Source organism: Enterobacter sp. GD03975, from assembly GCF_029838645.1.
Lineage (GTDB): Bacteria > Pseudomonadota > Gammaproteobacteria > Enterobacterales > Enterobacteriaceae > Enterobacter > Enterobacter quasihormaechei.
Genome location: NZ_JAOBZC010000004.1, coordinates 315,380 through 336,128, shown reverse-complemented (window position 1 = coordinate 336,128; position 20,749 = coordinate 315,380). Strand labels below are relative to the sequence as shown.

Below are 20,749 nucleotides of genomic sequence, written 5' to 3'. Positions count from 1 at the left end.
GACGGGCGACAAAGCGGGCTTCACGGCGTAGTATAAACAGACTCATTTTGCCGTGGAGCCCGTATGTCCCTGAACATTAGCGTTATTAAAGACAAAATCCTTTCTGAAAATTACTTTGTCCTGCGTAACATCACTTACGATCTGACCCGCAAGAACGGGGACGTTATTCGCCACAAACGCGAAGTCTACGACCGGGGCAACGGGGCAACCATTCTGCTGTATAACCGTGAAAAGCAGAGCGTGGTGCTGATCCGCCAGTTTCGCATCGCCACGTGGGTCAATGGCAACGCGGACGGACGTCTGATTGAAACCTGCGCAGGCCTGCTTGATGACGATGAGCCGGAAGTGTGTATCCGCAAAGAGGCTATCGAGGAGACGGGTTTTGAAGTGGGTGCGGTGCAAAAAGTCTTTGAGCTTTTTATGTCCCCTGGCGGCGTCACCGAGCTGGTCCACTTCTTCATTGCGGAATACACCGATGCCCAGCGTACTCATCGGGGCGGCGGGGTGGATGACGAAGACATTGAAGTCCTGGAGATGCCTTTTGCTCAGGCTGTCGACATGGTGAAACGCGGCGAGATCCGCGACGGTAAAGCGGTGATCCTGTTGCAGTATCTGCAAACCAGCGGGCTGATGAGCGCTGCGCCGCAAGCGTGATAAGTTGTATTTCAGATAAATCTATCCGATAAATCCGATTGAGCCAGCCCGTCCAGGGCACGAAGATACGCCCCAGATTGACCTTTTCGTTTTCCGGGGCTGTGCCATTCATGCGCTACTGCGTTTTTCTTCTCTTCTTCATTTGCGTGCTTCCTGCGTCTCTGGCGTGGGCTGCACCTGCGCAGCAGTCTTTTTCTGACTGGCAGGTTACCTGCAACAACCAGAATTTCTGCGTGGCGCGAAACACCGGCGAGCATCGCGGTCTGGTCATGACGCTGAGCCGCAGCGCGGGAGCCAAAACGGACGCCAGCCTGCGCATCGATCTCGGCGGGCTTTCTGCGCCTCCGGTGAAAGAGCCTGACATCGCCCCGCGCCTGCTGCTCGACAATGTTCCGCTTATGTTCACGTCGAAGCACTGGCAGTTAACCTCCTGGCACCTTAAAACAGACGATACGGGTACCATCACCACGTTTCTGAAAACCATTCAGGAAGGACAGGCGCTGACCCTGCGCGGCGGGAAGCAGACGATCTCCCTGGCCGGTCTGAAAGCGGCGCTCCTCTTTATCGACGCCCAGCAAAAACGCGTCGGCAGCGAAACGGCATGGATTAAAAAAGGGGACAGTCCACCGCTGAGCGTGCCGCCTGCACCCGCCTTAAAAAAGGTGGCCGTGGTGAACCCGACGCCAACGCCGCTGACCCATCGCGAACTGAACGATCTGCTGGATTACGGTACCTGGCGCATGAACCACAGCCAGTGCTCCCTCGATCCGAACCGACGCGAAGTGCGCGTTACCGCGTTGACCGATGACAAAGCGCTGATGATCATCAGCTGTGAGGCGGGGGCGTACAATACCGTCGATCTGGCGTGGCTGGTGTCGCGTAAAAAACCCTTTGCGGCCAGGAGCGTGAAATTGCGCCTGCCGTTTACCCCGTCCAGCCAGAGTAGCGACATGGAGCTGATGAATGCCAGCTTCGATGAAAAAACGCGCGAGCTGACGACGCTGGCGCTGGGACGCGGGATTGGCGACTGTGGGATCCAGACCCGCTGGCGTTTTAACGGCCAGCGTTTCCGCCTGGTGCGCTACGCGGAAGAGCCAAGCTGTGATAACTGGAATGGGCCAGATGCCTGGCCCACGCTGTGGATCACGAGGTAGTTTTGCCGGGTGGCGGCTGCGCCTGACCCGGCCTATAAAATCGCCAAAACGTAGGCCGGGTAAGCGACAGCGCCACCCGGCAACGCAGATCGCACTACAGCACGCTCAGCGCTTTCTCCACTACGTTCTCAACGGTAAAGCCGAAGTACGGGAACAGCTTATCGGCAGGGGCGGACTCGCCGTAGCCCCGCATGCCCACAATCGCCCCTTTCAGCCCCACGTACTTATACCAGTAGTCGGCAATACCCGCCTCCACCGCCACGCGCGCTGCAACGTTCGAAGGCAGCACCGATTCCCGGTACGCCTCATCCTGCGCATCAAAGATATCCGTTGAAGGCAGAGAAACGACGCGCACCGCGTGACCTTCGGCGGTCAGCTTCTCCGCCGCTTTCACGGTGATTTCCACTTCGGAACCGGTGGCAATCAGGATCACGTCCGGCTTGCCGCCGCTGTCTTTCAGAATGTATCCACCGCGGGCGATATTTTTCACCTGCTCTGGCGTGCGCTCAATCTGCGCCAGGTTCTGGCGCGACAGGATCAGCGCCGTAGGGCCGTTATGGCGCTCAACGGCCAGCTTCCAGCCCACTGCCGCCTCAACCTGATCGCACGGACGCCAGGTGCTGAAGTTTGGCGTTAACCGCAGGCTCGCCAGCTGCTCTACCGCCTGGTGCGTCGGGCCATCTTCACCCAGTCCGATGGAGTCGTGGGTATACACCATGATCTGCCGTGCTTTCATCAGTGCCGCCATACGCGCCGCGTTACGGGCATATTCGACAAACATCAGGAAGGTGGCGGTGTACGGCACGAAGCCGCCATGGTGGGCGATGCCGTTGGCAATGGCGGTCATCCCGAACTCGCGCACGCCATAGTGGATGTAGTTCCCGGCAATGTCTTCCTTCAGAGATTTAGAGCCGGACCAGATGGTGAGGTTGCTTGGCGCCAGGTCCGCCGAGCCGCCCAGCAGTTCGGGCAGGATCGGGCCAATGGCGTTCAGGGTATTCTGCGACGCCTTACGGGTGGCGATTTTCGCCGGGTTGGATTGCAGGTTCTCAATCAGGGCCTGGGTTTTTTCTTCCCAGTCCTCCGGCAGGCCGCCGCTCATGCGGCGGGTAAACTCGGCGGCCAGCTCCGGGTGTGCTTTTTTGTAGGCGGCAAATTTTTCATTCCACGCGTGCTGCGCTTTCTCACCGTCCTCGCGCGCATCCCAGGCTCTGTAGATCTCTTTTGGGATCTCAAAGGCCGGGTGTTTCCAGCCGAGTTTCTGACGGGTCAGCGCCACTTCCTCTTCACCCAGCGCCGCGCCGTGCGCCTCTTCTTTGCCCGCCTTGTTCGGCGAGCCGAAGCCGATGGTGGTGCGGCAAATAATCAGGGACGGTTTATCCTTGACGCTCTGCGCTTCCTGAATCGCTTTTTTCACCGCTTCCGGATCGTGGCCGTCGATCTCGTGCACCACGTGCCAGTGATAGGCCTCGAAGCGCTTCGCCGTATCGTCGGTAAACCAGCCCTCGGTTTCTCCGTCAATGGAGATGCCGTTGTGATCGTAGAAGCCAATCAGCTTGCCCAGCCCCAGCGTGCCCGCCAGAGAGCAGACCTCGTGGGAGATCCCCTCCATCAGACAGCCGTCGCCCATAAAGACGTAGGTGTAGTGATCGACAATCTCATGGTCGGGCTGGTTGAACTGCGCGGCCAGCGTACGCTCGGCAATTGCCAGGCCGACGGCGTTCGCCAGCCCCTGGCCCAGCGGGCCGGTGGTCGTTTCAACGCCCGGCGTGTAGCCAATTTCCGGGTGGCCCGGCGTTTTGGAGTGCAGCTGGCGGAAGTTTTTTAACTCCTCAAGCGGCAGGTCGTAGCCGGAAAGGTGCAGCAGGCTGTAGAGCAGCATTGAGGCGTGACCGTTGGAGAGAATAAAACGGTCCCGGTCATACCAGGTCGGGTCAGTGGGGTTGTGCTTCAGAAAGTCGTTCCACAGCACTTCAGCGATATCAGCCATCCCCATGGGGGCGCCAGGGTGGCCGGAATTGGCTTTTTGTACGGCATCCATGCTGAGGGCGCGAATGGCGTTGGCGAGCTCTTTACGGGACATAGTTCACTCCGTGGCAAGGTTAAAGTTTGGCGGCAAGAAGATCTTCGAGTTTGCGCTGGTCGACGGCGAACTGACGGATGCCGTCCGCCAGTTTTTCCACGGCCATTGGATCCTGATTGTGCTCCCAGCGGAATTCCGCTTCGGTCATGGCTTTCGGTTTTGGCAGCACGGTAGAGGTCGGCACCAGCTTGCGGATCACCGTTTCATCGCTCTCCTGTAGCTTTTTCAGCAGGTCAGGGGAGATGGTCAGGCGGTCGCAGCCCGCGAGCGCGAGGATCTGCTCGGTGCGGCGGAAGCTGGCCCCCATCACGATGGTTTCATAGCGGTGCTGCTTGTAATAGTCGTAGATATTACGCACCGATTTCACGCCCGGATCTTCGTCCACCACGTACGGATCCATCGGCTGTTTCGCCTGATACCAGTCGTAGATACGTCCGACAAACGGGGAGATCAGGAACACGCCCGCTTCGGCACAGGCACGCGCCTGGGCAAACGAGAACAGCAGCGTCAGGTTGCAGTGGATCCCCTCTTTTTCCAGCACTTCTGCCGCGCGGATACCTTCCCAGGTGGACGCGAGCTTAATCAGAATGCGCGACTTATCGATTCCCTGCTCATGGTAGAGCTCCACCAGGCGGCGAGCCTTGTTAATGCTCTTTTCCTGGTCGAATGAGAGCCGGGCGTCCACTTCGGTGGAGACGCGTCCCGGAATGCTTTTAAGAATTTCCGCACCGATATTGACCGCCAGCTTGTCGCTGGCTTCGGCGACCTGCTGCTCCTGCGTTTTCCCGCGCTGTTTGCCGTAGGCAAGGGCGTCATCAATCAGATGACTAAAGTGCGCAAGCCCCGCCGCCTTGAGCAGCAGCGAGGGGTTGGTGGTCGCGTCTTCCGGCTGATAGTGACGAATCGACTCGATGTCGCCGCTGTCTGCAACCACGGTGGTAAATTGTTTGATGCCGTCTAGCTGGTTCATAATTACTCCTTGGAAATAAAAGAGTTAGTCGAGTGCGTTAGTTCACACTTCTGAGAAAATCATGATGGACTTAACAAAAAAGCATAGCAGACGGGGGAGGCATTGCCCTCTGAGACGGGTAACATGGCTGTTATAAATTGATAACAATTTTTATTCTGCAATGGTGAGAGTTTGGCAGCCTTCAAAGTTTAGGAGCCTGCCTGCGGCGATACTATGCGGCACACCAGGGTGTGCACAGGACCGTCGACATCACCCTTTTTGACCGAAACGTGAAAGGAATAACAAGATGGATGATCAGTTAAAACAAAGCGCTCTCGATTTTCACGAGTTTCCTGTTCCGGGTAAAATCCAGGTTTCCCCTACCAAACCGCTGGCGACCCAGCGCGATCTGGCGCTGGCCTACTCGCCGGGCGTGGCTGCCCCGTGCCTGGAAATCGAAAAAGATCCGCTGGCAGCCTACAAATACACCGCGCGCGGCAACCTGGTGGCGGTGATCTCTAACGGTACGGCGGTGCTGGGGTTAGGGAATATCGGCGCGCTGGCCGGTAAGCCGGTGATGGAAGGCAAGGGCGTGCTGTTTAAGAAATTTGCCGGTATTGACGTATTCGATATTGAAGTTGACGAGCTGGATCCGGATAAATTTATCAACGTGGTGGCGGCGCTGGAGCCGACCTTCGGCGGCATCAACCTGGAAGATATCAAAGCGCCGGAATGTTTCTATATCGAGCAGAAGCTGCGCGAGCGTATGAACATTCCCGTGTTCCATGACGACCAACACGGCACGGCGATTATCAGTACCGCCGCCATTCTCAACGGCCTGCGCGTGGTGGAGAAAAATCTCTCCGACGTGCGCATGGTGGTCTCCGGCGCGGGCGCCGCGGCTATCGCCTGTATGAACCTGCTGGTGGCGCTGGGGATGCAGAAACACAATATCGTGGTCTGCGACTCCAAGGGCGTGATCTACAAAGACCGCGAGCCGAACATGGCGGAAACCAAGGCGGCGTACGCGGTTGAAGACGACGGCAAGCGCACGCTTGAGGAGGTGATTGACGGCGCGGATATTTTCCTCGGCTGTTCAGGCCCGAAAGTGCTGACCCAGGAGATGGTGCAGAAGATGGCGCGTGCGCCAATGATCCTGGCGCTGGCGAACCCGGAACCGGAAATTCTGCCGCCGCTGGCGAAGGCGGTGCGTGAAGACGCCATCATCTGCACCGGCCGTTCGGACTATCCGAACCAGGTGAACAACGTGCTCTGCTTCCCGTTCATCTTCCGCGGCGCGCTGGACGTGGGCGCCACGGCAATCAACGAAGAGATGAAGCTGGCCGCCGTTCACGCCATCGCGGAGCTGGCGCACGCCGAACAGAGCGAAGTGGTCGCCTCCGCCTATGGCGATCAGGATCTGAGCTTCGGCCCGGACTACATCATTCCAAAACCGTTTGACCCGCGTCTGATCGTGAAGATTGCGCCAGCGGTGGCCAAAGCGGCGATGGACTCCGGCGTAGCGACGCGTCCTATTGACGATTTCGATGCCTACGTCGATAAGCTCACCGAGTTCGTCTACAAAACCAACCTGTTTATGAAGCCGATCTTCTCCCAGGCGCGCGCCGACGCGAAGCGCGTGGTGCTGGCGGAAGGGGAGGAGGCGCGCGTGCTGCACGCCACGCAGGAGCTCATCACCTTAGGGCTGGCGAAGCCAATCCTGATTGGTCGTCCGAGCGTGATCGAGATGCGTATTCAGAAGCTGGGCCTGCAAATTAAACCGGGCGTGGACTTTGAGATCGTTAACAACGAATCCGATCCGCGCTTCAAAGAGTACTGGAACGAATACTATTCGATCATGAAGCGTCGTGGGATCACCCAGGAGCAGGCGCAGCGGGCGGTGATCAGCAATACCACGGTGATCGGCGCGATCATGGTTCACCGCGGTGAGGCGGATGCGCTGATCTGCGGTACCATCGGTGAATATCACGAGCATTTCAGCGTGGTGCAGGAGATCTTCGGCTATCGCGAGGGCGTCCATACTGCCGGAGCTATGAACGCGCTGCTGCTGCCGAGCGGTAACACCTTTATCGCCGATACCTACGTTAACGACGATCCAACCCCGGACGAACTGGCGGAGATCACCGTGATGGCGGCGGAAACCGTGCGCCGCTTTGGTATCGAACCAAAAGTGGCGCTGCTGTCGCACTCTAACTTCGGATCATCCAAATCCGCTGCGGCGTGCAAGATGCGCCAGACGCTGGAGCTGGTGCGCGAACGCGCGCCGGAGCTGATGATTGACGGCGAGATGCACGGCGATGCCGCGCTGGTGGAGAGCATTCGTAACGAGCGCATGCCGGACAGCCCGCTGAAAGGCTCGGCGAACGTGCTGATCATGCCGAACGTGGAAGCGGCGCGTATCAGCTACAACCTGCTGCGCGTATCGAGTTCTGAAGGGGTGACCGTAGGGCCGGTACTGATGGGGGTGTCAAAACCGGTGCATGTGTTAACGCCGATTGCCTCCGTGCGTCGTATCGTGAACATGGTGGCGCTGGCGGTGGTTGAGGCGCAGACGCAGCCGCTGTAAGGGCGCGTTTGCTTACCCGACCTACGGTTTGTGTAGGCCGGATAAGCGCAGCGCCATCCGGCAGTTAAATCCAGTCGCGTACTTTAAGGAACTCACTCAAGGCAGCCTCCGGGCTGCCTTCTTTTGGCGCGTAGCTGTATTCCCAGCGTACCAGCGGCGGCATCGACATCAGAATGGACTCCGTGCGTCCACCGGTTTGCAGGCCAAACAGCGTCCCGCGATCCCACACCAGGTTGAACTCTACGTAGCGCCCGCGGCGGTAAAGCTGGAACTCTCGTTCGCGCACCCCGTAATCGGTATTTTTTCGGCGTTCGACAATCGGCAGATAGGCGTCGGTAAAGCCTTCACCTACCGCGCGCATAAAGCTGAACGCGGTATCAAAATCCGGGGTATTCAGATCGTCAAAGAACAGCCCGCCGATGCCGCGCTGCTCGTCGCGGTGCTTCAGATAGAAATAGTCATCGCACCACTTTTTGTATTTCGGGTAAACGTCTTCGCCAAACGGCAGGCAGAGGTCGCGCGCGGTGGTGTGCCAGTGCACGGCATCCTCTTCAAAGCCGTAATAGGGAGTCATGTCAAAACCCCCGCCAAACCACCAGACCGGATCGGCTCCCGGTTTTTCCGCGATGAAAAAACGCACGTTGGCGTGACTGGTCGGCACAAACGGGTTATGCGGATGCACCACCAGCGAGACGCCCATCGCCTCGAAGCTGCGCCCCGCCAGCTCGGGCCGATGCGCCGTAGCGGATGCCGGCATTGCCTCGCCATGTACATGGGAGAAGTTGACGCCGGCCTGTTCAAAAATGCCGCCGTTACGCAGCACGCGGCTGCGCCCGCCGCCGCCCGCGTCGCGCTGCCAGGCGTCTTCCTGAAATTCACCGCCGTCTGCGGCGGTCAGTTTCTGGCAAATTTCATCCTGCAACTGCATCAGGAAGGTTTTGACCAGCTGTGCATTGGGTTTCATCAACGTTTCCTGGAGTGCGCTTTTTGGTTATCGAACCAGTTGAAATAACTGATCACCCCGGAGGCGATGGCGTTCGCGATCTTCTGACGAAACGCCTTAGTGCCGAGCAGGCGCTCTTCTTCCGGGTTGGTAATGAACGAGGTCTCAACCAGCACGGACGGAATGGACGGGGATTTCAGCACCACAAACGCGGCCTGCTCGGTGCTTTTACTGTGCAGACGGTGCACGGGCTTGATCCGCTTGAGGATATGCGAGCCGAGCGTCAGGCTGTTTTTGATGGTGTCCGTCTGCACAAGGTCGAACAGCACCTGCTGCAACAGATGATCTTTGTCGGTCGCTTTTTTCCCGGCCACTTCATCCGCGCGGTTTTCGCGGTCGGAAAGGTATTTCGCCATGGCGCTACTGGCGCCGCGGTTGGAGAGCGCAAACACCGACGCGCCGGCAGCGGAAGGGTTTGTGAAGCCATCCGCGTGAATGGACATAAACAGGTCGGCGCCGTGCTTGTGGGCGATTTCCACGCGGTCGTACAGCGGAATAAACGTGTCGCCCGTGCGCGTCAGGCGGGCGTCAATACCGTTGCTGCGTAAAATTGCGCGCACATTTTTTGCAATTGCCAGCACGACGTGTTTTTCTTTCGAACCGTTTCGGCCAATGGCGCCGGTGTCGATCCCGCCGTGGCCCGGATCGAGCATGACCAGACGCTTTGCGCCGGCTTTTTTGGTTTTCGGCTTGCTGTGTCCGTTACTGGTTTTAAGCGTGCTCTCTTCTTTTGCCTGAGCCTGCTTTGCGATGCCCGTTAACGTTAAGGCCGCCAGCCCCGCTTTGAGAACCTGACGACGCGATGTGAGTGCTTTTAATGGTTTGAATGTGCTCATGCGGCCTGAATACTAAAAAATGAGGTCCTGGTGTTATATCGTATCGTGTTTACCGTTACGACAGTCCTTATTGAGAATTGTTTTACTTTTCATTTCAATACGTGACAAAGTGACATTATGCCAAATTTTTAGACGATTTTCGCTGGTTATTGGCTAAACGCGGCGTTCACGCCATAATCACTGTTTTTAAACCCGAAAAGGCGGTTAATACCATGGAGATACGCGTTTTTCGCCAGGAAGATTTCGAAGAGGTGATCACCCTTTGGGAGCGCTGCGATTTGCTGCGTCCGTGGAACGATCCGGAAATGGATATCGAACGTAAGGTGAATCACGACGTTAGCCTGTTTCTGGTCGCGGAGGTCAACGGCGAGGTGGTCGGGACGGTGATGGGCGGATATGACGGCCACCGCGGGTCGGCCTACTATCTGGGCGTACACCCGGAATATCGCGCGCGCGGCATCGCCAACGCGCTGCTTAACCGTCTGGAAAAGAAGCTGATCGCCCGTGGCTGCCCGAAAATCCAGATTATGGTCCGGGAAGATAACGACGTGGTGCTGGGCATGTATGAACGTCTGGGCTACGAGCACGCGGACGTGCTGACGCTGGGTAAGCGCCTGATCGAAGATGAAGAGTACTGAGTTCCACCCCGGCGACTATGATGTTCACGGTCGTCTGCGTCTGCCTTTTTTGTTCTGGTGCGTTCTGCTGTTGCAGGCCAGAACCTGGGTGCTGTTCGTGATGGCTGGCGCGTCGCGCGGGCAGGGCGATACGTTACTGAATCTCTTTTATCCCGATCACGATGCGTTCTGGCTGGGGTTGCTGCCCGGCGTACCGGCGGTCCTGGCATTTCTGTGCAGCGGACGGCGGCAGGCCATTCCTCGGGTCTGGCGCGCGCTTCGCTGGCTGCTGATCCTGGCGCAGGTTGTGCTCCTGGTCTGGCAACCCGTGCTCTGGCTGTACGGCGAGCCGCTTTCCGGTATCGGAATTGCGCTGGTGGTAGCGGATATTGTCGCGCTGCTGTGGTTACTCACTAACCCCCGTTTACGCGCCTGTTTTACGCAAGAGTCAGATTAACACGGCACTTTTTGCCGATACCGCACTCCAACAAGCGTTGATTTACTACGTAAGGACGTCTCAATGAAATCGCTGCGTTTACTTTTATGCGCTCTCCCGCTGGCGTTAACCGGCTGTTCCACGCTCTCCTCCATCAACTGGTCTGCGGCCTATCCGTGGAACTGGTTTGGCTCCTCAATGGAAGTGACCGAGCAGGGCGTGGGCAACATCACCGCCTCGACGGCACTGGATCAGGACGCCATTCAGGATGCCATCGGCGGTGATTATCGCCTGCGCAGCGGCATGAAAACCGAGAACGGCAACATCGTGCGTTATTTCGAAGCGTTGAAAGACGACAAGGTGGCGATGGTCATTAACGGCGATAAAGGCACGGTAAACCGCATCGCGGTGATGGATGAAGCTATTCCAGCCTCGGGTGGCGTGAAGGTGGGAACGCCGTTTGGCGAACTCTATCAGAAAGCGTTTGGCCACTGCGCCAGCGCGCCGTCGGACGACAGCGTCGCGGTTGAGTGTAAGGCCGAAGGCAGCCAGCACATCAGCTACGTTTTCAGCGGCACCTGGAACGGTCCGGAAGGGTTAATGCCGTCTGACGACACCCTGAAAAAGTGGAAAGTGAGCAAAATTATCTGGAAGCAGTAATTTGCGCCTGAGCAAACCGCCTCGCTGAAATCCGGGTATAATAGCCGCCATCAATGCCACGCTGTCGTGGCATCTTTTTTTCAGGAGGAGCGATGTCTCAGGTTCAGAGTGGCATTTTGCCAGAACATTGCCGCGCGGCGATTTGGATTGAAGCCAACGTCAACGGGGACGTGGATGCCCTGCGCGGGGCCAGCAAAATTTTCGTTGATAAACTGGCCACCTTCCAGGCCAAATTCCAGGAAGCCCATCTGGGCGCGGTAGTGGCCTTTGGCAACACCGTCTGGCGTCAGCTGAGCGGCGGCGAAGGCGCGGAAGAGCTGAAGGACTTCATGCCTTATGGTAAAGGTCTCGCGCCAGCCACCCAGTACGACGTGCTGATCCACATTCTCTCCCTGCGCCACGACGTGAACTTCTCCGTCGCTCAGGCAGCAATTGAGGCTTTTGGTGACAGCATTAACGTGCAGGAAGAAATCCACGGTTTCCGCTGGGTGGAAGAGCGCGATTTAAGCGGCTTCGTCGACGGTACCGAAAACCCGGCCGGGGAAGAGACGCGTCGTGACGTGGCTGTTATCAAGGACGGCGTGGACGCGGGCGGCAGCTATGTGTTTGTCCAGCGCTGGGAGCACAACCTCAAGCAGCTTAACCGCATGAGCGTGCATGACCAGGAGATGATGATTGGCCGCACCAAAGATGCCAATGAAGAGATTGATGGCGATGCGCGTCCGGTGACGTCCCACCTGACCCGCGTTGATCTTAAAGAAGACGGTAAGGGGCTGAAGATTGTTCGCCAGAGCCTGCCGTACGGCACCGCAAGCGGTACGCATGGCCTGTACTTCTGCGCCTACTGCGCGCGCCTCTATAACATTGAACAGCAGCTGCTGAGCATGTTTGGCGATACCGACGGCAAGCGCGACGCCATGCTGCGCTTCACCCGCCCGGTCACCGGCGGCTACTACTTTGCGCCGTCCGTGGAGCGCCTGCTGGCGCTGTAAAACGCACTCCACATAGAGGCCGGGTAAGCGTTAGCGCCACCCGGCAATTTCTCCCGCACCCCTTATTCCCTTTTCTGCTTCCAAATCACCAAACGGTATATAAAACCGTTACTCCTTTAGACTCCGTTATAAATATTATGACTATAAGATAGTCATCACATTTATAAGGGCGCGCAATGGCCGTTACTGTACTGAAAAAAGGATCGCTGGCACTGGCAGGCTTACTGCTGGTGGCGCAGGCGCAGGCAACTGAGTTACTGAACAGTTCTTATGATGTTTCGCGCGAGCTGTTTGCCGCCCTTAATCCCGCCTTCGAACAGCAGTGGGCGAAAGAGAACAACGGCGACAAGCTGACCATCAAACAGTCTCACGCCGGCTCGTCCAAGCAGGCGCTGGCCATTTTGCAGGGGCTGAAGGCGGATGTGGTGACCTATAACCAGGTGACGGACGTGCAGATCCTGCACGACAGAGGCAAGCTGATCCCGGCGGACTGGCAAAGCCGCCTGCCGAACAACAGCTCACCGTTCTACTCCACCATGGGCTTCCTGGTGCGCAAGGGCAACCCGAAAAACATTCACGACTGGAACGACCTGGTGCGTTCTGACGTAAAGCTGATCTTCCCGAACCCGAAAACTTCCGGCAACGCGCGTTATACCTACCTGGCGGCGTGGGGGGCGGCGGACAAAGCTGACGGTAACGATAAAGCGAAAACCGAACAGTTTATGACCCAGTTCCTGAAAAACGTCGAGGTGTTTGATACCGGCGGCCGTGGCGCAACCACCACCTTCGCCGAGCGCGGGCTGGGCGACGTGCTGATCAGCTTCGAATCCGAAGTGAACAACATCCGCAAGCAGTATGAAGCGCAGGGGTTTGAGGTCATTATCCCAAAAACTAATATTCTGGCCGAGTTCCCGGTGGCGTGGGTAGATAAAAACGTTAAGGCTAACGGCACCGAAAAGGCCGCAAAAGCCTATCTCAACTATCTGTACAGCCCGCAGGCGCAGACGGTGATTACTGACTATTACTACCGCGTCAACAATCCGGACGTAACGAACAAGCTGAAGGATAAATTCCCGCAGACCGCGCTGTTCCGCGTGGAAGACCATTTCGGCGCCTGGCCTGAGGTGATGAAAACCCATTTTGCCAGCGGCGGTGAGTTAGACAAACTGCTGGCGGCGGGGCGTAAGTAATGTTTGCAGTCTCCTCCAGACGCGTGCTGCCGGGCTTTACCTTAAGCCTCGGGACCAGCCTGCTGTTCGTCTGTCTGATTTTGCTGTTGCCGCTCAGCGCGCTGGTGGTGCAGCTCTCTGAGATGAGCTGGTCCCAGTACTGGGAAGTGGTCACTAACCCGCAGGTGGTGGCGGCCTACAAGGTCACGCTGCTGTCGGCGTTCGTGGCCTCGATTTTCAACGGCGTGTTTGGCCTGCTGATGGCGTGGATCTTAACCCGCTATCGCTTCCCGGGCCGTACGCTGCTCGACGCGCTGATGGATCTGCCCTTTGCGCTGCCGACGGCGGTGGCCGGCTTGACGCTGGCGTCGCTGTTCTCCGTAAACGGCTTCTACGGCGAATGGCTGGCGAAGTTTGATATCAAAGTGACCTATACCTGGCTCGGTATCGCGGTGGCGATGGCCTTTACCAGCATCCCATTTGTGGTGCGTACCGTGCAGCCGGTGCTGGAAGAATTAGGCCCTGAATATGAAGAGGCCGCGGAAACGCTGGGGGCCACGCGCTGGCAGAGTTTCCGTAAGGTTGTGCTGCCAGAACTTTCTCCGGCCCTGCTGGCGGGTGTTGCGCTCTCGTTTACCCGCAGCCTCGGTGAATTTGGCGCGGTCATTTTTATCGCCGGGAACATCGCGTGGAAAACCGAAGTGACCTCGCTGATGATTTTTGTCCGTTTGCAGGAGTTTGATTATCCGGCCGCGAGCGCGATTGCCTCGGTGATCCTTGCCGCGTCGCTGCTGCTGCTGTTCTCGATTAACACTCTGCAAAGTCGCTTTGGTCGACGTGTGGTAGGTCACTGATGGCGGAAGTTACGCAATTGAAGCGCTATGACGCGCCCCGCATCAACTGGGGCAAATGGTTTCTGATTGGTACGGGTGTGCTGGTCTCTGCCTTCATTCTCGTTGTGCCGATGGTGTACATCTTCGTTCAGGCCTTCAGCAAAGGGATTATGCCCGCGCTGCAAAACCTGGCCGATCCGGACATGCTCAACGCCATCTGGCTGACGGTGATGATTGCCCTGATCACCGTTCCGGTGAATCTGGTGTTTGGCGTATTGCTGGCCTGGCTGGTGACCCGCTTTAACTTCCCGGGGCGTCAGCTGCTGCTGACCCTGCTGGATATCCCGTTTGCGGTGTCGCCGGTGGTGGCCGGTCTGGTCTATCTGCTGTTTTACGGCTCTAACGGCCCACTGGGCGGCTGGCTGGATGAACACGACCTGCAAATTATGTTCGCCTGGCCGGGCATGGTGCTGGTGACGGTCTTTGTGACCTGTCCGTTCGTGGTGCGCGAGCTGGTGCCGGTGATGTTAAGCCAGGGCAGCCATGAAGATGAAGCGGCCGTGCTGCTGGGCGCCTCCGGCTGGCAGATGTTCCGCCGCGTGACGCTGCCGAATATCCGCTGGGCGCTGCTTTACGGCGTGGTGCTGACCAACGCCCGTGCGATTGGAGAGTTTGGCGCGGTGTCGGTGGTATCCGGCTCGATTCGCGGCGAAACCCTGTCGCTGCCGCTACAGATTGAATTACTGGAACAGGACTACAACACCGTCGGTTCCTTTACTGCCGCAGCGTTGCTGACGCTGATGGCGATTTTGACCCTGTTTTTGAAGAGTGTGGTGCAGTGGCGTTTAGAGAATCAGGAAAAACGTCAGCATCAGGAGGGAAATCATGAGCATTGAGATTGCCAATATTAAGAAGTCTTTTGGTCGCACCCAGGTGCTGAATGATATCTCGCTGGATATCCCTTCCGGACAAATGGTGGCGCTGCTGGGGCCGTCTGGCTCCGGTAAAACCACGCTGCTGCGTATTATCGCCGGGCTTGAACATCAGACCAGCGGACATATCCGCTTCCACGGTACGGACGTTAGCCGCCTGCATGCCCGCGACCGTAAGGTGGGCTTTGTGTTCCAGCATTACGCCCTGTTCCGCCACATGACGGTATTCGACAACATCGCGTTTGGCCTGACCGTACTGCCGCGTCGTGAGCGTCCGAATGCGGCCACCATCAAAGCGAAAGTGACCAAACTGCTGGAGATGGTGCAGCTGGCTCACCTGGCGGACCGTTTCCCGGCCCAGCTTTCAGGTGGACAGAAGCAGCGCGTGGCGCTGGCGCGCGCGTTGGCCGTTGAGCCGCAAATTTTGCTGCTGGATGAACCGTTCGGCGCGCTGGATGCGCAGGTGCGAAAAGAGCTGCGCCGCTGGCTGCGTCAGCTGCATGAAGAGCTCCAGTTCACCAGCGTTTTCGTGACCCACGATCAGGAAGAGGCGATGGAAGTGGCCGACCGCGTGGTGGTGATGAGTCAGGGCAACATTGAGCAGGTTGACGAGCCAGAGCAGCTCTGGCGTGAACCGGCGACCCGCTTCGTGCTGGAGTTTATGGGCGAGGTGAACCGTCTTCAGGGCACCATACGCGGCGGTCAGTTCCACGTTGGCGCGCACCGCTGGCCGCTGGGCTACACCCCGGCGCATCAGGGGCCGGTCGATCTGTTCCTGCGTCCGTGGGAAGTGGACGTCAGCCGCCGTACCAGCCTGGATTCACCGCTCCCGGTGCAGGTGCTGGAAGCGAGCCCTAAAGGTCACTACACCCAGTTGGTCGTTCAGCCGCTGGGCTGGTATACCGAGCCGCTGACCGTGGTTATGCGTGACGACGAGCCGCCACACCGGGGGGAACGCCTGTTTGTGGGGCTGCAACACGCGCGCATTTATCACGGCAACGAGCGCATCGAGACGCGCGAGGATATTGCTCTGGCGGAGTCAGCCTGATAGGTTAGGATTACGTAGTTTTGCCGGGTGGCGCTGCGCTTACCCGGCCTACAATATGACGTCTGTAGGCCCGGATCGCTGCGCGCCACCGGGCTTTTTATTGGACAGCGATCATGAATACATTAGAAAACACCATCGGCAACACCCCTCTGGTCAAACTTCAGCGCATGGTGCCGGACAACGGCAGCGAAATCTGGGTCAAACTCGAAGGCAATAACCCGGCAGGCTCGGTAAAAGACCGGGCGGCGCTGTCGATGATTGTCCAGGCCGAAAAGCGCGGCGAGATAATGCCCGGAGACGTGTTAATTGAAGCCACCAGCGGTAATACCGGTATCGCACTGGCGATGATTGCCGCGCTGAAGGGCTATCGCATGAAGCTGCTGATGCCGGACAACATGAGCCAGGAGCGCCGGGCCGCCATGCGCGCCTACGGGGCCGAGCTGATTCTGGTGAGCAAAGAGCAGGGGATGGAAGGGGCGCGCGACCTGGCGCTGGCGATGGCCGGGCGCGGGGAAGGCAAGCTGCTCGACCAGTTCAATAACCCGGACAACCCGTACGCGCACTACACCACCACCGGCCCGGAAATCTGGCAGCAAACCGACGGGCGTATCACCCACTTTGTCTCCAGCATGGGCACCACGGGCACGATCACCGGTGTGTCACGCTTTCTGCGCGAGCAGGCAAGCCCGGTGACGATTGTCGGCCTGCAACCGGAAGAGGGAAGCAGTATTCCGGGCATTCGCCGCTGGCCCGCGGAGTATATGCCGGGCATCTTTAATGCGCAGCTTGTGGACCAGGTGCTGGATATTCATCAGCGCGAGGCGGAAAATACCATGCGTGAGCTGGCCGTGTGTGAAGGCATCTTCTGCGGCGTCAGCTCTGGCGGTGCCGTAGCGGGTGCGATCCGGGTGGCCAATTCCACGCCGGGAGCGGTGGTGGTTGCGATTATTTGCGATCGCGGCGATCGTTACCTGTCTACCGGCGTCTTTGGTGAAGAGAGTTATTCGCAGGGGGCGGGGATCTAAGCGTCATGGAGATGATTTTATTCCGGGATAATACCCGGGCGCAGCAAACCGATATTGTCGCCGTACAGTCGCAGGTGGTGTACGGCAGCGTAGGCAACAGCATCGCGGTGCCGAATATTCGCACCCACCGGCTGAACGTTACCGCCGTGCCAACGGTGCTGTTCAGCAATACGCCGCACTACGATACCTTCTACGGCGGTGTCATCCCGGATGAGTGGTTTAGCGGCTACCTTAAGGCGCTGGAAGAGCGCGAGATCCTGCGCGAACTAAAAGCGGTCACGACCGGCTATATGGGCAGCGCCAGCCAGATCGTGCTGTTGGCGCAGTGGCTAAAGGCGATAAAGGTACAGCATCCCGATCTGCTGGTGCTGGTTGACCCGGTAATCGGGGACGTCGACAGCGGGATGTACGTGAAACCTGAAATTCCTGAAGCCTACCGTGAGCACCTGCTGCCGCTGGCCCAGGGCATTACGCCCAACGTGTTTGAACTGGAAGTGTTGAGCGGTAAATCGTGCCGTACGCCAGAGAGCGCCATCGCCGCCGCGCAGGGGCTGCTCTCCGACACGCTGAAGTGGGTGGCCATTACCAGCGCGCCAGTGGCTGACGATCCGCAGAATATCCACGTGGTGCTGGTCAGCGAAGAGGGCGTTACCGTAAGCGCGCACCCGCGCGTAGAGACGGACCTGAAAGGGACGGGCGATCTGTTTTGTTCGGAGCTGGTGAGCGGTATCGTCGGGGGGAAAACCGTGGCTGACGCCATTCGCATGGCGGGTGACAGAGTGACTGACGTGATGATCTACACGCAGTCGAAAGGCTACGACGAGCTTATTCTGCCTGCATAAACAAAAATGGCGCCCGAAGGCGCCATTTTACCGTGCGGCAAGAATTACTTCTTGATGCGGATAACCGGGGTTTCACCCACGGTAACGCTGCCAGACAGTTTGATCAGCTCTTTGATTTCGTCCATGTTGGAGATAACAACCGGAGTCAGGGTAGACTTCGCTTTTTCTTCCAGCAGTGGCAGATCGAATTCAATCACCGGGTCGCCAACTTTCACACGCTGGCCTTCTTCCGCGATACGTTTGAAGCCTTCGCCTTTCAGTTCAACGGTGTCGATACCGAAGTGAACAAACAGTTCGATACCGCTATCAGATTCGATAGAGAACGCATGGTTGGTTTCAAAAATCTTACCAATGGTACCGTCAACTGGAGCAACCATTTTGTTGCCAGTTGGTTTGATAGCAATGCCATCACCAACGATTTTCTCAGCAAACACTACATCCGGCACGTCTTCGATGTTGACGATCTCGCCGGAGAGCGGAGCAACAATCTCAATAGTTCCGGAGTCGCTATTGCTTTTGTCACCGAACAGTTTACTAAATAAACCCATTAGACTTATCTCCTAAGCAGTAATTTGGGCCGCATCTCGTGGATTAGCAGATTGTTTTTTCTTCAATGAACTTGTTAACCAGCGTCATTAACTCGTCCGTTGTCGGTTGAGCAAGAGCCTGCTCTGCTAATACCTTCGCATCTTCGAAGTTCGTGTTACGGATAATCTTCTTGATGCGCGGGATGGAAATGGCGCTCATAGAGAATTCGTCCAGACCCATACCCAGCAACAGAAGTGTAGCACGTTCGTCGCCTGCAAGCTCACCACACATGCCAGTCCATTTACCTTCTGCATGAGAAGCATCAATAACTTGCTTGATCAAATTCAGTACAGACGGCGACATTGGCTGGTAGAGATGTGAAATCATATCATTACCACGGTCAACTGCCAGGGTGTACTGCGTTAAATCATTGGTACCGATACTAAAGAAATCAACTTCTTTGGCTAAATGACGCGCAATGGTCGCGGCTGCCGGTGTTTCCACCATTACGCCGATCTCGATTGACTCGTCAAACGCTTTACCTTCGTCACGCAGTTCCTGCTTGTAGATTTCGATCTCTTTCTTCAGTGCACGCACTTCTTCAACAGAGATGATCATCGGGAACATGATGCGCAGTTTACCGAAAGCGGAAGCACGCAGGATAGCGCGAACCTGGTCACGCAGGATCTCTTTGCGATCCATGGCGATACGCACGGCACGCCAGCCCAGGAACGGGTTCTCTTCTTTCGGGAAGTTCATGTACGGCAGCTCTTTGTCGCCGCCGATGTCCATGGTGCGAACGATTACGGCCTGTGAGCCACACGCTTCGGCAACCGCTTTGTACGCGGCAAACTGCTCTTCTTCAGTTGGCAGTGCGTCGCGGTCCATGAACAGGAATTCAGTACGATACAGACCAACACCTTCCGCACCGTTGCGCTCAGCGCCGTCAACGTCGCGTACGGTACCGATGTTAGCGCACACTTCAACCTGATGTCCGTCCAGCGTGATGGCCGGCAGGTCTTTCAGTTTAGCGAGTTCCGCTTTCTCGGTGGCAACCTGCTCCTGAACGGAACGCAGCTGCTCGATCACATCGTTAGTTGGGTTGACGTAAACCACGTTGTTTACGGCATCCAGAATCAGATAGTCGTCGTTTTTCACCTGCGAGGTGACGCTACCGGTACCCACGATAGCTGGCAGTTCCAGAGAACGCGCCATGATTGAGGTGTGGGAAGTACGGCCACCTGCATCGGTAATGAAACCCAGCACCTTGTTCAGGTTCAGCTGTGCGGTTTCAGACGGGGTCAGGTCAGCGGCAACCAGGATCACTTCGTCCTGAATCGCGCTCAGATCGATGATGGCCAGACCCAGGATGTTGCGCAGCAGGCGCTTACCGATGTCACGTACGTCAGCCGCACGCTCTTTCAGGTATTCATCGTCCAGCTCTTCCAGGGCAGAAGCCTGACCTTCGATAACTTCATGCGCAGCCGCGTCGGCCGTCATGCCTTTATCTTTAATCAGGGCTATGATTTCCTGCTCCAGCTCCTCATCTTCGAGCAGCATAATGTGCCCTTCGAAGATGGCTTCTTTTTCTTCACCGAAAGTTTCACCAGCTTTAGTTTTAATCGCTTCCAGTTGCGCAGATGCCTTGGCACGACCGCTCAGAAAACGTTCAACTTCCTGATCAACCTTGTCGGCAGAAATTTTTTTCCGGTCAATGACGATTTCGTCTTCTTTCAGCAGCAGTGCTTTGCCGAAAGCGATACCCGGGGATGCTAAAATGCCTGAAATCATAACCCTACCTTACTTGTGACTGATATTGAAAAGAACCCGGTAAACTTACTCGAGTTCAGCCATCAGCTTAACCAGATGCTCAACTGCTTTCTGCTCGTCTTCACCTTCAGCAGAAATGGTAACAACGGTACCCTGAGTCAGGCCCAGAGTTTGCAGTTTGAACAGGCTTTTTGCGCTAGCGCTTTTGCCGTTGGAAGTCACAGTGATTTCAGAAGTGAAGCCTTTCGCTTCTTTAACAAACTGAGCAGCAGGGCGGGTGTGCAGACCGTTCGGAGCGGTAATGGTAACTTCTTGCTGGAACATTGTATTTCCCCAACTTATAGGTTTAGTGTTGTGGAACTAAAGTCTAGCCTGGCGACTTAACTTTAGCCTGTATTGTTAGCGCTGACGTTTCAATCGTCATTAAACATTATGCAGTGAAAGCAAGACTTGAACCAAATCATAAAATCGATTCAGCAGCGCTATTTCGTTCACTGATTAATTTCGCGCATCAAAATAATTGCTGGTTTAAATACCAGACCCAACGGGGTGAAGCAATGCCAGGAGGGGTAAAAGTTTGAAGCAGGCCACAAAAAAGCACCTGAAAAGGTGCTTTTTTACGCGTTTTTAA

General features: G+C 57.0%; 20 protein-coding genes. 13 read left to right on the top strand and 7 right to left on the bottom strand.

Annotated features, from left to right (window positions below; all coding sequences use genetic code 11):
- Positions 1-63: 63 nt before the first annotated feature.
- Both nudK and N5C09_RS10255 read left to right on the top strand, forming a co-directional pair.
- Complete coding sequence (nudK, locus tag N5C09_RS10260; RefSeq protein ID WP_107533464.1) at positions 64-654, top strand: GDP-mannose pyrophosphatase NudK; 591 nt, start codon at positions 64-66, stop codon at positions 652-654.
- A gap of 110 nt (positions 655-764) precedes the next feature.
- The gene (locus tag N5C09_RS10255) at positions 765-1,808 is read left to right on the top strand and encodes a DUF1176 domain-containing protein (protein WP_279748984.1); all 1,044 of its coding nucleotides are present in this window, start codon (positions 765-767) and stop codon (positions 1,806-1,808) included.
- A 94-nt stretch (positions 1,809-1,902) separates the two neighbouring features.
- Here the strand turns inward: N5C09_RS10255 and tkt are convergent, their stop codons facing one another.
- Together tkt and tal are read right to left on the bottom strand one after the other, a co-directional pair.
- Complete coding sequence (gene tkt, locus N5C09_RS10250; RefSeq protein ID WP_063868084.1) at positions 1,903-3,891, bottom strand: transketolase; 1,989 nt, start codon at positions 3,889-3,891, stop codon at positions 1,903-1,905.
- A gap of 19 nt (positions 3,892-3,910) precedes the next feature.
- On the bottom strand, positions 3,911-4,861 hold the full coding sequence (gene tal / locus N5C09_RS10245) for a transaldolase (protein WP_279748983.1): 951 nt from the start codon (positions 4,859-4,861) through the stop codon (positions 3,911-3,913).
- A 286-nt stretch (positions 4,862-5,147) separates the two neighbouring features.
- Between tal and maeB the strand changes: the two genes are divergently transcribed.
- On the top strand, positions 5,148-7,427 hold the full coding sequence (gene maeB / locus N5C09_RS10240; RefSeq protein ID WP_102751463.1) for an NADP-dependent oxaloacetate-decarboxylating malate dehydrogenase: 2,280 nt from the start codon (positions 5,148-5,150) through the stop codon (positions 7,425-7,427).
- Between the two features lie 64 nt (positions 7,428-7,491).
- On the opposite strand, the gene hemF is transcribed toward maeB, so the two are convergent.
- Both hemF and amiA read right to left on the bottom strand, forming a co-directional pair.
- Entirely contained in the window at positions 7,492-8,391 is a 900-nt protein-coding gene (gene hemF, locus N5C09_RS10235) for an oxygen-dependent coproporphyrinogen oxidase (RefSeq protein ID WP_063868087.1), read from the bottom strand.
- Positions 8,391-9,266, bottom strand: a complete 876-nt coding sequence (amiA, locus tag N5C09_RS10230; protein ID WP_023314619.1) for an N-acetylmuramoyl-L-alanine amidase AmiA — start codon at positions 9,264-9,266, stop codon at positions 8,391-8,393. The genes hemF and amiA overlap by 1 nt, the downstream gene beginning before the upstream one ends.
- Before the next feature lie 212 nt (positions 9,267-9,478).
- Between amiA and N5C09_RS10225 the strand changes: the two genes are divergently transcribed.
- The 10 genes from N5C09_RS10225 (at position 9,479) to pdxK (ending at position 17,820) form a co-directional block, all read left to right on the top strand.
- Positions 9,479-9,904, top strand: coding sequence for a GNAT family acetyltransferase (locus N5C09_RS10225; protein WP_003861292.1), 426 nt, complete (start codon positions 9,479-9,481; stop codon positions 9,902-9,904).
- Positions 9,891-10,340 (top strand): DUF2919 domain-containing protein, encoded by a 450-nt coding sequence (locus tag N5C09_RS10220; RefSeq protein WP_107533460.1) that lies wholly within the window; start codon positions 9,891-9,893, stop codon positions 10,338-10,340. Before N5C09_RS10225 ends, N5C09_RS10220 begins: the two co-directional genes overlap by 14 nt.
- 63 nt (positions 10,341-10,403) lie before the next feature.
- The gene (locus N5C09_RS10215; protein ID WP_063868091.1) at positions 10,404-10,979 is read left to right on the top strand and encodes an RpoE-regulated lipoprotein; all 576 of its coding nucleotides are present in this window, start codon (positions 10,404-10,406) and stop codon (positions 10,977-10,979) included.
- Positions 10,980-11,071: 92 nt separating this feature from the next.
- Entirely contained in the window at positions 11,072-11,971 is a 900-nt protein-coding gene (locus tag N5C09_RS10210; RefSeq protein ID WP_279748982.1) for a Dyp-type peroxidase, read from the top strand.
- 176 nt (positions 11,972-12,147) lie between these two features.
- Positions 12,148-13,161 carry a sulfate ABC transporter substrate-binding protein gene (locus tag N5C09_RS10205; RefSeq protein WP_279748981.1) on the top strand — a complete coding sequence of 338 codons (1,014 nt, stop codon included), beginning with the start codon at positions 12,148-12,150 and terminating at the stop codon, positions 13,159-13,161.
- Positions 13,161-13,994 carry a sulfate/thiosulfate ABC transporter permease CysT gene (cysT, locus tag N5C09_RS10200; protein ID WP_107533459.1) on the top strand — a complete coding sequence of 278 codons (834 nt, stop codon included), beginning with the start codon at positions 13,161-13,163 and terminating at the stop codon, positions 13,992-13,994. The genes N5C09_RS10205 and cysT overlap by 1 nt, the downstream gene beginning before the upstream one ends.
- Positions 13,994-14,869: a sulfate/thiosulfate ABC transporter permease CysW gene (gene cysW, locus N5C09_RS10195; protein ID WP_063868095.1), complete on the top strand. Its 876-nt coding sequence runs from the start codon at positions 13,994-13,996 to the stop codon at positions 14,867-14,869. Before cysT ends, cysW begins: the two co-directional genes overlap by 1 nt.
- A complete protein-coding gene (gene cysA, locus N5C09_RS10190) occupies positions 14,859-15,953 on the top strand; it encodes a sulfate/thiosulfate ABC transporter ATP-binding protein CysA (RefSeq protein WP_063868097.1) in 1,095 nt (364 codons plus the stop codon). Before cysW ends, cysA begins: the two co-directional genes overlap by 11 nt.
- Before the next feature lie 113 nt (positions 15,954-16,066).
- Entirely contained in the window at positions 16,067-16,978 is a 912-nt protein-coding gene (cysM, locus tag N5C09_RS10185) for a cysteine synthase CysM (RefSeq protein ID WP_279748980.1), read from the top strand.
- A 5-nt stretch (positions 16,979-16,983) separates the two neighbouring features.
- A complete protein-coding gene (gene pdxK / locus N5C09_RS10180) occupies positions 16,984-17,820 on the top strand; it encodes a pyridoxine/pyridoxal/pyridoxamine kinase (RefSeq protein ID WP_063868102.1) in 837 nt (278 codons plus the stop codon).
- A gap of 44 nt (positions 17,821-17,864) precedes the next feature.
- On the opposite strand, the gene crr is transcribed toward pdxK, so the two are convergent.
- From crr to ptsH, 3 genes are read right to left on the bottom strand one after another with little or no spacing between them, the layout of a single operon-like run.
- A complete protein-coding gene (gene crr, locus N5C09_RS10175; protein WP_022648946.1) occupies positions 17,865-18,368 on the bottom strand; it encodes a PTS glucose transporter subunit IIA in 504 nt (167 codons plus the stop codon).
- A 43-nt stretch (positions 18,369-18,411) separates the two neighbouring features.
- Entirely contained in the window at positions 18,412-20,139 is a 1,728-nt protein-coding gene (gene ptsI, locus N5C09_RS10170) for a phosphoenolpyruvate-protein phosphotransferase PtsI (RefSeq protein WP_006811455.1), read from the bottom strand.
- A 45-nt stretch (positions 20,140-20,184) separates the two neighbouring features.
- Positions 20,185-20,442, bottom strand: coding sequence for a phosphocarrier protein Hpr (gene ptsH / locus N5C09_RS10165; protein ID WP_000487600.1), 258 nt, complete (start codon positions 20,440-20,442; stop codon positions 20,185-20,187).
- Positions 20,443-20,749: the final 307 nt, after the last annotated feature.